Origin of the sequence: Paenibacillus turicensis (assembly GCF_050461185.1) — a bacterium.
Lineage (GTDB): Bacteria > Bacillota > Bacilli > Paenibacillales > Paenibacillaceae > Fontibacillus > Fontibacillus turicensis_A.
Genome location: NZ_JBCMOR010000005.1, coordinates 1,701,244 through 1,715,457 on the forward strand (window position 1 = coordinate 1,701,244; position 14,214 = coordinate 1,715,457).

The 14,214-nt window shown below is 39.8% G+C and carries 15 protein-coding genes; all 15 read right to left on the reverse strand.

The window, feature by feature from the left end; translation table 11 throughout:
• Window positions 1-35: 35 nt before the first annotated feature.
• The gene (gene glyS / locus ABE099_RS10145; protein ID WP_430029895.1) at window positions 36-2,111 is read right to left on the reverse strand and encodes a glycine--tRNA ligase subunit beta; all 2,076 of its coding nucleotides are present in this window, start codon (window positions 2,109-2,111) and stop codon (window positions 36-38) included.
• Window positions 2,104-2,991: a glycine--tRNA ligase subunit alpha gene (gene glyQ, locus ABE099_RS10150; RefSeq protein WP_210088009.1), complete on the reverse strand. Its 888-nt coding sequence runs from the start codon at window positions 2,989-2,991 to the stop codon at window positions 2,104-2,106. The genes glyS and glyQ overlap by 8 nt, the downstream gene beginning before the upstream one ends.
• Window positions 2,992-3,334: 343 nt before the next feature.
• The gene (gene recO / locus ABE099_RS10155; RefSeq protein WP_430029897.1) at window positions 3,335-4,084 is read right to left on the reverse strand and encodes a DNA repair protein RecO; all 750 of its coding nucleotides are present in this window, start codon (window positions 4,082-4,084) and stop codon (window positions 3,335-3,337) included.
• A 27-nt stretch (window positions 4,085-4,111) separates the two neighbouring features.
• On the reverse strand, window positions 4,112-4,264 hold the full coding sequence (locus ABE099_RS10160; protein WP_430029899.1) for a YqzL family protein: 153 nt from the start codon (window positions 4,262-4,264) through the stop codon (window positions 4,112-4,114).
• A 119-nt stretch (window positions 4,265-4,383) separates the two neighbouring features.
• On the reverse strand, window positions 4,384-5,301 hold the full coding sequence (era, locus tag ABE099_RS10165; RefSeq protein WP_430029901.1) for a GTPase Era: 918 nt from the start codon (window positions 5,299-5,301) through the stop codon (window positions 4,384-4,386).
• 1,284 nt (window positions 5,302-6,585) lie between these two features.
• Complete coding sequence (gene cdd / locus ABE099_RS10170) at window positions 6,586-6,993, reverse strand: cytidine deaminase (RefSeq protein ID WP_430029904.1); 408 nt, start codon at window positions 6,991-6,993, stop codon at window positions 6,586-6,588.
• 9 nt (window positions 6,994-7,002) lie between these two features.
• On the reverse strand, window positions 7,003-7,380 hold the full coding sequence (locus tag ABE099_RS10175; RefSeq protein ID WP_430029906.1) for a diacylglycerol kinase family protein: 378 nt from the start codon (window positions 7,378-7,380) through the stop codon (window positions 7,003-7,005).
• Complete coding sequence (gene ybeY / locus ABE099_RS10180; protein WP_430029908.1) at window positions 7,380-7,874, reverse strand: rRNA maturation RNase YbeY; 495 nt, start codon at window positions 7,872-7,874, stop codon at window positions 7,380-7,382. Before ybeY ends, ABE099_RS10175 begins: the two co-directional genes overlap by 1 nt.
• Window positions 7,871-10,135, reverse strand: coding sequence for an HD family phosphohydrolase (locus ABE099_RS10185; protein WP_430029910.1), 2,265 nt, complete (start codon window positions 10,133-10,135; stop codon window positions 7,871-7,873). Before ABE099_RS10185 ends, ybeY begins: the two co-directional genes overlap by 4 nt.
• 52 nt (window positions 10,136-10,187) lie before the next feature.
• Window positions 10,188-11,162 (reverse strand): PhoH family protein, encoded by a 975-nt coding sequence (locus tag ABE099_RS10190; RefSeq protein WP_430029912.1) that lies wholly within the window; start codon window positions 11,160-11,162, stop codon window positions 10,188-10,190.
• A gap of 6 nt (window positions 11,163-11,168) precedes the next feature.
• Window positions 11,169-12,350, reverse strand: a complete 1,182-nt coding sequence (gene yqfD / locus ABE099_RS10195; protein WP_430029915.1) for a sporulation protein YqfD — start codon at window positions 12,348-12,350, stop codon at window positions 11,169-11,171.
• Window positions 12,351-12,641, reverse strand: coding sequence for a sporulation protein YqfC (gene yqfC, locus ABE099_RS10200; protein WP_430029917.1), 291 nt, complete (start codon window positions 12,639-12,641; stop codon window positions 12,351-12,353).
• 186 nt (window positions 12,642-12,827) lie between these two features.
• Window positions 12,828-13,271, reverse strand: a complete 444-nt coding sequence (locus ABE099_RS10205; RefSeq protein WP_210087998.1) for a GatB/YqeY domain-containing protein — start codon at window positions 13,269-13,271, stop codon at window positions 12,828-12,830.
• Window positions 13,272-13,283: 12 nt separating this feature from the next.
• Entirely contained in the window at window positions 13,284-13,457 is a 174-nt protein-coding gene (gene rpsU, locus ABE099_RS10210) for a 30S ribosomal protein S21 (protein ID WP_005547957.1), read from the reverse strand.
• A gap of 220 nt (window positions 13,458-13,677) precedes the next feature.
• The gene (locus ABE099_RS10215; RefSeq protein WP_430029919.1) at window positions 13,678-14,040 is read right to left on the reverse strand and encodes a histidine triad nucleotide-binding protein; all 363 of its coding nucleotides are present in this window, start codon (window positions 14,038-14,040) and stop codon (window positions 13,678-13,680) included.
• Window positions 14,041-14,214: the final 174 nt, after the last annotated feature.

The following is a 14,214-nucleotide window of genomic DNA, read 5'->3' on the forward strand; positions in this document are numbered from 1 at the left end:
CCTCTCACTGATATTGTTGCATATTGTTACATATATTACGCAAAAACTAGCTTGCTGAAATCAGCAAAGGTACTTAGGTCTTTATGAATTAACGCAAGCAAAGCAAGACGATTGTTACGCACCTTCTCGTCCTCTGCCATAACCATAACAGCATCAAAAAACGCAGTAATATCATCATGAAGACTAGCAAGGAAGCCTAATGCCTCTGCTGCTTTATTTTGTCCCATTAATTCACTGTAATGCATCGTAACGGTACTCCAAGCCTCGTACAAATGTACTTCTTCCTTTTCAGTCAGAAGCTCTTTATTAATTTGGGCTGCTTCCGCCTTAGCCGCTAAATTACTTACACGACCAAAAGATTCTACGATCTGCTTATAACCGTCTTGCCCCACAGCCTCCATCAGCGCTTGACCTCTTGCAACAACAGATACAACGGTATTGAAATCAGCGGCCATGACTGCATCAACAACATCATAACGAAGCTCATCAGACAATATTTTTTTGACGCGTAAACCAAAGAAATCATGTAAATCTCTTAAAATTTCCAATTTACTACGTTTTAATTCATGGAATTGCTCATGGGTTGCAATCGCTGCTTGGAATAAATCCTCTAAGGAAATGGTCCATTTATGCTCAAGTATCGTTTGAACAATGCCTGCTGCTTGACGTCGTAAGCCATAAGGGTCTTGAGAACCGGTTGGCACAATCCCGATCGAGAACGTACCAATAATGGTATCTAGCTTATCCGCAATGCTAACAATCGCACCTACAATTGAGCTAGGCGTAGCATCACCAGCAAAACGTGGTTGATAATGCTCAAAAATACCTTTTGCAACTTCAGGAGCTTCGCCAGCCTTTAAGGCATAATCCTGTCCCATTACCCCTTGTAATTCAGGGAATTCATACACCATTTGACTCACTAAATCAAACTTACAAATCTCAGCTGTACGCATGGCCGAAAGGGCAACCGATGACTCAACATTTAACATTCCAACAAGCTTATCACTGTTACTGCGAATCCTACGAACCTTATCACCAATCGTACCTAACTCTTCGTGGAAGACAATACTTTCGAGCTTAGAAAGCGCATCTTCAATTTTGAGCTTCTGATCTTCATCGTAGAAAAATTTTGCATCAGATAATCTTGCCCGAAGTACCTTCTCATTCCCTCTCGCAATGACATCAAGGGAGACGTTGTTTCCGTTTCGTACCGTTACGAAATAAGGTAGCAAGCTTCCTTTTTCATCAAGTACAGGGAAATACCGTTGGTGCTCTCTCATCGAAGTGATCAGCACCTCTTGCGGAATGTTCAAGAAAGAAGGATCAAAAGAGCCAAACAACACGGTTGGTGTCTCTACTAAAAACAATACTTCTTCAAGTAAATCTTCCTTGACATCTATTACCCAATTTTTCTGGGAAGCCAACGCTTCAATTTGTGCCATAATCATATCTTCACGTTCTTTAATATCTGCAATGACATGACCAGAACGCAACAATTCAACATAGTTAGCAGGCTCATCGATCGTAAGCTCACCACTTAGGAAGCGATGTCCTCTCGTCGTGTTCCCTGAGGTCACTTCAGCTATTTCAAGTGAAACGACATCTGTACCAAACAAGGCAACTAACCAACGAATAGGACGTACAAATTTAAAATCGTAATTAGCCCAACGCATATTTTTAGGGAAATTCATGTTATGCATAATGCCTAACAAACCTTCAGTTAAAAGAGAGCTTGTAGGTTGCCCGATTAAATTTTTGCTGACGTAAATATACTCTACCCCGTTTAATTCCTTGAAGGTAAATTGGTCTGGATCAACGCCTTGACTACGCGCAAACCCTAGTGCAGCTTTACTCCATGCACCTTGGTCATCTAACGCAATTTTACGCGCTGGTCCTTTAACCTCCTCATGGACATCCTCTTGCTTCTCAGCAACACCTTTTACGAGAATAGCAAGTCGACGAGGAGTAGCATAACCTTCGATTTTCTCAAAGGTGATGACATTTTCCTTTAACCATTTACTCATTTTATCTTGCAATTGCTCAACAGCTGCACGTATAAATCTTGCTGGCATTTCCTCTAAGCCAATTTCAAATAATAGGTCTTTAGCCACGAACAGCACCTCCCTTTTGAAGCATTGGGAATCCCAATTTTTCTCTTTCTTCTAAATATGTTGCCGCCACCTGACGGGATAAATTACGTACTCTTGTAATGTAACCTGTACGTTCCGTTACACTGATTGCCCCTCTTGCATCAAGCAAGTTAAAGGCATGTGAGCATTTCAATACATAATCATAAGCAGGGAATACCAAATGCTGCTCCATTAAGCGCTGTGCTTCCTGCTCATACATGTTAAATAGTGTGAATAACATTTTTACATCGGACAATTCAAACGTATATTTAGAATGCTCAAACTCAGGCTGGTGGAAAACATCACCATAGCTTGTGCCCTCTACCCATTCAAGCTCAAATACATTTTCTTTATCTTGGATATAGGAAGCAAGACGCTCCATACCGTAAGTAATTTCCACAGCTACAGGATTAGCCTCAATTCCTCCTACCTGTTGGAAATAAGTAAATTGGGTTACTTCCATTCCGTCTAACCATACTTCCCAACCGAGTCCCCATGCTCCAAGACCTGGATGCTCCCAGTTATCTTCCACAAAACGAATATCATGCTCAAGTGGATTAATACCTAGTCTTTTTAAGCTTTCAAGATAAATCTCTTGAATGTTATCAGGCGAAGGTTTCATAATGACTTGAAATTGGTGATGTTGATAAAGTCGGTTTGGGTTTTCCCCGTATCGACCGTCCGCAGGACGACGAGAAGGTTCTACATAAGCTACATTCCAAGGCTCGGGCCCAATGGAACGAAGGAACGTCATTGGATTTAAAGTTCCTGCCCCTTTTTCTACGTCATACGGCTGAACAACGATACAATTTTGCTCAGACCAAAACTGTTGCAGTGTTAGTATCATGGATTGAAAATTCATGATTTGTCATCTCCTCCTAAAAATCAATGTTTTGAATTCGGTCATAAGAGTTCGAAGCTATAGCAAAAAGCCCTCGCCTCCTACGCCTGCTCACAGACATAGGGACGAGAGCTGAATAATTCAAATCCCGCGGTTCCACCCTACTTGATTAGCTTAACAGAAGCTAATCCGCTTTTCACGTTCATTCATGCTCCAAGGCTGCCATTTCATAAGTGTAACCGCTCAGGCTTGCACTATCCCTGATTCGCTTTTAACAGTATACAAGCTTATTACTTTTCCTTATCAACACATGATTCTCTACGAAGAGAAATATACCATAGAATACATCATTTCGTTGCTTTCGTCAAATTTCATATTTATCAAGCTGATCTAAAAAATTTCGAGACTTTAATTTCAAGCCGAGCTGAACCTCCATAAAAGCATTCATTACCGCTTTTAGTTCAGTTTTTGTTGTATCTTTAACACTTGTACTTCCTAATCTACGCATATCTATTTTTTCAAATAAAATAAGCAGCTTTAACACCTGTGGTGATACTACCATCGCACCATGATCATGATGACGACAACGAGGACATAACCTCCCACCTAATCTTGGGCTAACATGATAGCTTTCCTCTATACTCCCACAGGATACACAAGCTTCAAAGGACGGAGCATAACCGGATGCCTGCAAAATTTTCACCTCGAACAGGTGCATTACAATTTGCTGGTCTTTTCCCGATGCCAAAGCCTCTAAGGCTGCCTTTAATTGCGTAAACCAAAAGCTACCCACTTCTTCATCATGTAAAGAGCGATCTAGTAATTCACATACATAAGAGGCGTAAGCCGCTAAATAAAGATCATTACGCAAAGAAAAGTGAGACTCTAGAATCTCACCTTGATTTAACGTGCCAAGTCCATCACCTTGACGATAAAATGTATATTGTCCATAAGTAAATAACTGTGTTAGAGCCGCATGTCGGCTTTTGATTTTTCTTGCACCTCTAACGAGAATAGCAACCTTCCCATGGGTTTCAGTGCATATTGTAATAATTTTATTACCTTCACCATAATCCATACTACGAATAACGATGCCTTCAAGTCGATGCAACATCCCTATTTCCCCCAAAAAAAGCCGCTTTTAAGCCTCTTCCTCATTTTCAACCACAAGCTGCTGTTCATTTAAAGCTCCATCCTCAGCCGACTGCCCCAGTGCCGTATCGCTTTCCTTAAACAGCATGTAAGCATCAACATCTCCTGTCATTGCAAAATACTTCCACGAAAAATCTCGCATACGTATTCACCCTTTCTTCAGAAAATGCGATTTACATTCCCTCGAAGATTAGGATGACCTGTGATAAAGGTTCTATACGTTGCAATAACTACCAGCTTAGCCATACATAAATCTAAAGTTTACGCATCACGATGGAAGCCTAAATCACGCAATACACGATCTTGGTTGCGCCAATCCTTTTTCACCTTAACCCATAACTCTAAAAATATTTTGGAGCCTAATAAACGCTCAATATCTTGACGTGCTAGCTTACCAACTTCCTTAAGCAAAGCACCTTGCTTCCCAATAATAATTCCTTTTTGGGAATCACGTTCAACAAAAATCAAGGCTGAAATATGAACAACCCCGTTTTCCTGCACTCGCATATCTTCAATGGTAACGGCGATCGAGTGTGGTACTTCTTCCCGAGTTAACATCAAAATTTTCTCACGTACAAGCTCCGCGCATACAAATTGCTCTGGATGATCGGTCACTTGATCCTCTGGATAATATTGAGGTCCTGGTGGTAAAAACTTACCAATCTGTTCGATCAAAGTTGTAACGTTATTCCCTAGCTTCGCAGAGATGGGAACAATTTCAGCAAAACTGTATAGCTTGTTATATTCTTCGATCATTGGCAGCAACGCCTCTGGTTCAATCTTATCAATCTTGTTCATCACTAAAATAACTGGTGTATTAATACTCTTTAAGCGCTCAATAATAAAGCGATCGCCACCACCAAAACCTTCTGATGCATCCACTAAAAACAAAACAGCCTCTACTTCATCTAGCGTGCTTAATGCTGTTGTGTTCATATAGTCGCCAAGCTTTGATTGACGTTTATGGATACCCGGCGTATCCAAAAATACAATTTGCATTTCTGGTGAGGTGTACACACCATGAATTTTGTTTCTAGTTGTTTGAGGCTTGTCAGACATAATCGCAATCTTTTGACCAATAACATGGTTCATCAAGGTTGATTTACCAACATTTGGCCGGCCGATAATGGCAACAAAACCGGATTTAAATTTAGTCTTTGCAGACGAGTTTTTTGACATAGATAATTAGTTCCTTCCTGTGTAAAGCTAATTTTAAGTAGCAAAGTAGTCTGAAATACGTTTGAACGAATTACAAGTAGCTACTTCACTGATAAAGAGTTAAGTTGTGCAAGGCTGCGTGTAAAGGGTTCCTACGATTGCTGTTAAAGACCAATTTTTCATTTAATAAAGATATAAGGGGAAAATTGGTATTTAAAGGCAACCACGTTGTTTCTCCAGAATCCCTTTACCCTCCCGCCAGTTACATTTGGAGTAAGTTGCTACATTTACAGTATAGATAGTATACCCGAGAAGCCTAAACTTAAGAAGCTTTTCCAAGCAATCTATCTTTTCAAACTATAAAAATACGACAGCTTGTTAGCTACTTAGCAGTAGCTTAAAAACAGCAAGTAACTAACAGAGGGATAGAAGGATTGGTGGACAAGCTACAGCTCTAAAATATCATGATGAGCCTCAGTAAACGATGGCTTAATCTTTAAAATCAGTACCACAGACAGCTTAGCACTAACCACATATTACCTTACAACGCTCTAGCGTAACTAGCGGAGGGGCAGAGGGATTCTGGAGAAGCGTCAGCGGTCGTATTTAAAATCGGATTTTCACCTCTAATTCCTTAATCCAAACAAATCCGATTTTAACAACGATCGTAAGAACCCTCTGCCACGTAGCACCACCCTACCACGCTGTAAGGGGTTAGTCTGTAGGGTTTTACCATACCTTACTAGCTCCTGTAAACTACGGCTTAATCTTTAAAATCAAAGCACAGACAGCGTAGCACCAACCGCATATTACCTACTACGCACTAGCGTAACTAGCGAAGGGGCAGAGGGATTCTGGAGAAGCGGAGCGTTCGTATTTAAAATCGGATTTTCACCTCTAACTCCTTAATTCAAATAAATCCGATTTTAACAACGATCGTAAGAACCCTCTGCCACGCAGCACCACGCAGCACCACGCAACCACTCTGTAAGGGGTTAGTCTTTAGGGTTTTACCATACCTTACTAGCTCCTGTAAACTATGGCTTAATCTTTAAAATCAGTACCACAGACAGCGTAGCACCAACCGCATATTACCTACTAAGCACTAGCGTAACTTGCGGAGGGGCAGAGGGATTCTGGAGAAGCGGAGCGTTCGTATTTAAAATCAGATTTCTACCTCTAATTCCTTTATCCAAGCAAATCCGAGTTTAACAACGATCGTAAGAACCCTCTGCCACGCAGCACCACGCAGTAATGTTTAGGGGTATTATCGGCTGGTACCTAGCTGTCAGCTATGATTTTTCATTAAGCCTTATTAACATGCTCCGGCGAAAAGCCATGTGGCAACAGCTCGCTCACAGTTACGACCTTTATATCGCCCTTCATGTTTCCTAATACAACTGGCATATCAGGAGCGCACAGTTCCAAAATCACTTGTCTACATACACCACAAGGTGCGATGGGTTCATCTGTGTCCCCAACGACAGCAAGTGCAGTGAAGCTATGTGGAGCACAGCCATCGGCAATTGCTCTAAATAAAGCTGTACGCTCTGCACAGTTTGTTGGACCGTAGGCAGCATTTTCAACATTACAGCCATAATGTACATGTCCTGTTGCATCCTGAAGTGCTGCGCCAACACCAAAATGAGAATAAGGGATATATGCTGCTTTGCGAGCTTCAATGGCAGCTTGTAGCAATTGATTATAGTCCATAAAAACCTCCTAATTTAAGCCTAACCATATCATCAATGGTTTATATAATATAACCAGACCTACAGCGACAGCAAACACCGCAGAAACGAGTACAGCCCCCGCTGCGGTGTCTTTCGCCACTTTAGCAAGTGGATGCCACTCTGGACTAACAAGATCTATAACCGCTTCAATCGCAGTATTAAGTAATTCTGCACATAGGACTAGGGCAATTACGATTAGTAATAAAGCAAAATCCCATGTCGGTATTTTCAATATCCATGCCCACACCATGACAAGGATTGCTGCAACGAGATGAATACGAAAATTTCTTTCTGTTTTAAATGTCGATTGGATGCCCTGAAATGCAAAACGGAAGCTATCAATTAGCTTATATTTTTGCGGTTTCATTATCGTACAAGTCCAACTTGCTTCAATACAGCTTCTTGTTTCCCCATCATTTCGGCTTCGCTTGCAGCATCCTGATGGTCATACCCTAACAAATGTAGAAATCCATGGACAAATAAAAAACCAAGCTCTCTTTCAAGTGAATGTCCATATTCTTCACTTTGCTCCTGTGCACGCTCTACAGAAATTATAATATCTCCAAGCATATCGCCAAATTCTAATTCTTCTCCATCCTCAAGCTCGTATACAATTTCTGGTTCCTCATCCATCGATTCATTTAATGCAAAGGAAAGAACATCTGTTGGACGATCAATACCTCTGTAGGCATAATTAAGCTCATGGATTTTTTCATTGGTAACAAAGGTAAGGGCAACCTCTCCATCTGTAACGCCTTCAGCTTCTCCAGCCTTTTGTAAAATTTGATTTAATAAAGTAATAAACTCTTCTGAAATTTCATGATTTTCTTGTTCATTACTCCAAGCCAATTCTAGGCTCATTGTTGGTCACTCTCCTTGTTTTGCTCCCTTAGTTCTGGCTTTTTAGCATCTGGTGGATATTCAATACGGGAGTGGAAAATCCCCATTACTGCTTCTTTTAATGTTTTACCTACAATATCAAGCTCTCTTAACGTTAAATCACACTCGTTGAGCTGATGATCATCAAGTCTACTTTTAATAATTTTCTCAATCATTGATTCCACTTGCTCAACAGTTGGCTTACGTAATGATCTAACGGCTGCTTCTACACTATCAGCAATTCCTACAATTGCGGCTTCCTTAGATTGGGCATTGGGACCAGGATATCTAAAATCGTCTTCAGTAAAGTCTGGCTGAACCCCTTGCTCTTCCGCTTGCTTAAGTGCTTTGTGATAAAAATAGTGTAAAAACGTTGTACCATGGTGTTGCTCTGCGATATCACGAATTGGTTTAGGTAATTTATATTCCTTTTGCATCTGTGCCCCATCGTGGGCATGTGCAATAATAATTGATTTACTTAGCTTTGGATCAATAAAATCATGAGGGTTCTCAATATTATTTTGATTTTCAATAAAATACGAAGGGCGTTTTGTTTTCCCTACATCATGATAATAAGAGCCCACCCTACACAACAGTCCATTTGCACCAATTGCTTCAGCTGCTGCCTCAGACAAATTACCCACCATCACACTATGATGATACGTACCTGGTGCTTCGATTAACAATTTGCGAAGTAATGGATGATTTGGGTTAGACAACTCCACTAGTTTAAGTGCTGATAAAATACCAAATGTCACTTCAAAAAATGGCATTAGCCCAATGACTAAAATAGTAGTAAGTAAACCACCAATAATTGCGGCACCAATCGCATACAACGTGCTGGATTGATTCCAGCTATGATTATCGATCACGATCATTGCAAATACAGAAATAGCACCAAATAGGCAGTTCATAATCCCCGCTTTCAATAGGGAAGAGCGTTGACTTGCACGATGAATCGAATAAATCGATGCCAATGAAGTTACAATAGCATAGAACCCAAATTGATAATCAAAAATATGTCCTTGATCTACATTAAAAATAATGCTCGCTAATATACTAAATATAATAGAAGAGATGAACGCTAGAGGAACATCAATCAATAACGTTATTAACATTGCCCCTGTAGCTATTGGTGCTAAATAACCAAAATAAATCCGAGTCTCATTTTGTAAAACACTAATGATCACCATGGACAAAATCGTAATTGTAAATATTAAAGCAAGCATTACGTATTGGGAGTTATTATACTTTACTTTCCCAACATGCTCCGTTTGTCTTATAAACATTACAATTCCAAGGACTAACAACAAGGACATCACCAATAAGCCTAATTGAGGCCAATAGTTAACTTCATCCTTTAATAGACTATTTTTTTCTAGGAGTGTGTACATTTCCTGGGTAATTTTTTCACCCTTTTGAATTAGTACATCCCCTTGTTTAATATAAACAGTAGGCGTATTTTCACGTGCGTCTACTTTGGCAGCCTTTGTTGCCTCTTCATCATAAAACTTGTTTGGCGTAATGGCTACACGAGCAAGCTCCTGTACAACCTCACGAGCTGCACGCTTGGACAAAGAGCTTGTACTTACCATTTCAGCTACCTTTGCCCGAGCCGTTTGAGCTTCACTGATTTGATCTGCCGTTAATCTAGATACGATATTTACAGCAACTGGCTTCATTTCATTTATATCATCTGAAGTCAGTCGTGGGATTTTTATAAATGTTTCCTCAGAAATTTTATATTCCTGCTCTTCTATACGTTGTGCCATTTCTTGCAGCAAAGTAGTAGAATATGTACCGGAATTACGATTATTTCGGATAAATGTAGCAATATAATCTTTGGGCATCCGTTGTAGGTCTTCACGATAAATACTAATTTTTTCTTCTGTTGACACTAGATCGTCTTGATTAAGACGAAAAATGCGATCCATTAAGTTATTCACTAAATTTTCATTGCGTAGTGGAATAATACTATAACTTTCTCCGACTCGATCAGCAGCTTCTTCCTGTGCCTTTAATGTCGCTTTTGTGTCAGGTATTTCCATAGGTGCAAGAATTTGCTTTTCACTTGGCATCCCTACTTGAATGTCATATCGTTCTGGCAACAACTTTGGCGCCAGACTGAAATAAACCATGAGTACTAATAATGCGTATAAAGCATATCGAACTGCGACACTACTTCTCCAACCCACATTATTAGATTGCAATTCCTTACCCTTTGCCTGCTCATTAGGGGTCATAGTTATAGCCCTCCTGAATTTTTAAAACTTAGTGATATTATTTTTGTTTAGATTAAGCTTCATATTTTTCAGCAGCTGCATCATATGCTACGATAATTTTTTGTACAAGTGAATGTCTTACAACATCACTTTCCATGAAATCCACAAAACCAATTTCCTCAATATCCTGCAAAATTTTCCGAGCTTCAATCAATCCTGATTTTTTGCCTCTAGGTAAATCAATTTGTGTAACATCACCCGTGATGACCATCTTTGAGCCATTACCCAAACGTGTTAAAAACATTTTCATTTGCTCAGGAGTTGTATTTTGTGCCTCATCCAAAATAATGAAGGAATCATCCAACGTACGGCCACGCATATAGGCAAGAGGTGCAATTTCAATTAACCCCCGTTCTAATGCTTTAGCTGTTTGTTCCGGTCCCATAACATCATATAACGCGTCATAAAGCGGACGTAAATACGGGTCAACCTTCTCTTGTAGGTCTCCTGGTAAGAAACCTAAGCTTTCACCCGCTTCGACTGCTGGACGAGTTAAAATAATACGTTTCACTGAACCTTCTTTAAGTGCAGAGATCGCTAAAACGACAGCTAAATAGGTTTTACCTGTTCCTGCTGGACCAATACCAAACACGACATCCCGTTTTTTTACTGTGCTTACATAATGCTTTTGTCCAATCGTCTTAACCCGTATTGGTTTACCACGAAATGTAATTGCGACTTCACCTTTATATAGATCAAGCAATTGATCGGCACGTAATTCCTTTGCCAAACTAATCGCATACATAACGTCTCTTTCTGTCAAAATATAGCTATTACGTACTAACTCAAGTAATACATCAAATAACTGTTGTAGCATTTGAAGCTCAGCTTCATCACCACGAATTGTGATTTCAGATTCTCTTAACACAATGCTTACTTTAAAACTTTGTTCAATCAGCTTTAGAAATACATCTTGAGGACCAAACAAAGATAACCCTTCTGATGCATTCAAAAGACTTAATTTGATATTGGTTGTTTTTTCTGACAAGTAGCCTCATTCTCCTTGACTGTGTACTAAAGGAAGTTCCTCCGTAATATCTTGCTCTACCTCAAAAAGCACTTTCATATAAACTTTACCATTGTCTGTCTTCTCATGCAAAATTTTTTCCGACTGAATGACACTGTCTATTCCATATTTCGCTAAAACATCACTTCTGGCACGCTCGATTCCTTCAAGCTGAGCTTGTTTTATCGTTCGTGTTAGATCCATTTCTGTCGTTTCAAATATACTCTCTGTCAAATATCCGAATGGAAGCTTTAAATCTCTCCATCTCACAGGATTTAGATCACTAAGCACTCTATACTTATCATAATCATTTTTACCATAACCAGATAATTGAATTGCGGTTTGTCCAAAATATAAGTAACCTTTACGCTTCACATTTCCAGTATAAACCTTTTGCTTATAGGTAAGTGGAACAGAAATGTCATATTCGTGCCAGACAATCCCCTTCACTACACCTTTAGAAACAACAGTTTGCCCACCCTGTATACCTGAAATCAAAATTTGTCCTTTGCGGACTCGATCATTTTTTTTAACACGTGGTTGTCCTCTTTCAGCGTAAATGTGACTGATGACTGCATCTGTTTTACTGACAAGATGATGGGGCGTTAACAGGTTTTTATCTTTAGGCTGTGATGCCTCCACCACCTCAATGACATATTTAGTCCCAACTCTAGAGATACCCACCCAGGAAGCAGTAGGAAGCTTCCGCGTTAATGCCGCGGCCAGCTTGTCCTGAGTGCTTAAATTGTATATCCACTGATAACGGTGTAACCCTTCTTCCTTCGCAACACGTAAAATATCTTCCTCCGCTATTTTATGATTCCCTTGTACCTGTACATCCCATACAATAGAAGTCAGTCCAAAAATAAGACTCGTAAATAAAATAAAGCCAATTATAAACCCCTTACGTTTCCAAAGACGAGATAGTGTAAAGGGGAGTCCAGAGCGCTTTTGGATTGTTAATCTACAGCCTGTCCGCTTTAACACTGGACGAAGCAGAAAGAAATGAGGAATTGACACCTTTAACCGTAACCCTCCATCTGCTAATGGCTTTAAGTCCCATGCAACTATTCCTTCCTTTGTCATTTCATTAATGAACTGGGACTGATTGTCCCCTGATACAACAATAGTGACAATCCCTTTGATTGAAGATAACATTGGTGATCTCATTTATTTCTCCCCCGCTCCCCTATATTTGATATCAGAAATAACACCTTCTACGACGATTTCATCAGGCATTATGGCTTGAATCACCAGCTCGCTTCCAGTTACCTCTAGATAACCTTCAGTTAGCTTTAAATGTAGCAACTCAGGGGAGAAGTGCTTTACCCCGCGATGATTCTCTATGTATAATTGCTTGCCCCCAATTAAGGTGAGCCTCGGCAAATTAAATACTAAATCATTAGGCAGGTCCAGCTTATCCGCCGTCCATTTGCGAAATCTGCGGGATATTTGGCTCATTATACCTATTCTCCTCCCCATAATCACTTCGCTATTACACTTATACGGTGTACTATACAAATTATGCTAGTAGACATGGATTTATGAGAAGAACAATGAGCATTCAAAACTAAAATAAAAAAGCAACAAGTCTCTTAACTTAAGAGCTTGTTGCTTTTTATAAATACAATGCCAAAGCATTGTAGGTTATTGGAGCAGTTCTTGAACAGCTTGGTTTACCAACTTGCCATCGGCCCGCCCCTTAACCTTGGGCATTAATGCACTCATGATTTTCCCCATATCAGCTTTTGAAGAAGCACCGGTTTCCTGGATGGTCTGCTGTACAATGACTTTTATTTCTTCTTCAGTAAGTTGCTGGGGAAGGTACTCGGCGATAAATTCAGCCTCAGCCTTCACCTTATCAGCCAAATCTTCTCGACCCGCTTTTGTAAATTCTTGGAGGGCATCTTTGCGCTGTTTGATTTCACGACTTAGGATATCAAGCACTTCATTATCGTTCAAAGTTCTTTTCAAATCTATCTCAAGATTTTTAATCGTTGCACGAATCAATCGAATAGTGGAGAGTTTGAACTTGTCTTGACTCTTCATCGCTTGCTTCATATCTTCGTTCAATCGCTCGCTAAGACTCATCGCTTAATCCTCCTAAAACTTTCTCTTACGAGCAGCCTCAGACTTTTTCTTGCGCTTAACGCTTGGCTTTTCATAATGTTTGCGTTTCTTCACCTCAGCCAATACGCCATCCTTTGCAATGGAGCGCTTAAAGCGACGAAGTGCAGCATCAATAGTTTCATTTTTGCGAACTTTAGTTTCAGACACCAGTTTTCCCTCCCTCCGACCAGACCGTCCAAGAGCTATAACACGGTTCATCACACTTCATTATAGGGGAATTATATTTAGAGTGTCAACCTGACGAGACGTATTTTTATACATCAATTTTACAAATTTATTTTCGAAAACAAATATTTGCATTATTTAGCCCTTAATACGGCCTAAATTCACACAAAAATTCCATATATTAAATTAAAAAAGAAAACGATTATGCATGTGAGTCTGAAATTCCGACTAATGCACCAAGCTTAACACCACCTAAAAGATGGTAGTGAATATGATGTACTGCTTGTCCGCTATCAACACCACAATTGTTGATTAAACGATAACCTGTATCAGCAACACCTAATTGCTGAGCAACCTGTTGTGCTACTTTGTGCAAATCACCGATCAACGAGAAATCATCGCCTTGGAGCTCGTTTGCTGATGCAATATGCTTTTTCGGTATGATTAACACATGTACAGGTGCGGCTGGCTGAATATCGTGAAAGACTAGAAACTTTTCGTCCTCATACACTTTATTAGATGGAATGGTGCCTTCAACAATTTTACAAAACAAACAATTTTCCATGTTTTATCCTCCCGACTTATTATATTTATTTTTTTAAGTATAGCACTCCTAAATACGTGATGGTAGCTAATGACAACATAAAAAAAGACAAAAAAAAGAAGCACCCTGCTTCTTCTCAATCGAAAAAAAGCTGGTCGCACGGACGTATTGTACACAACGATTAAGCTCTGTTAC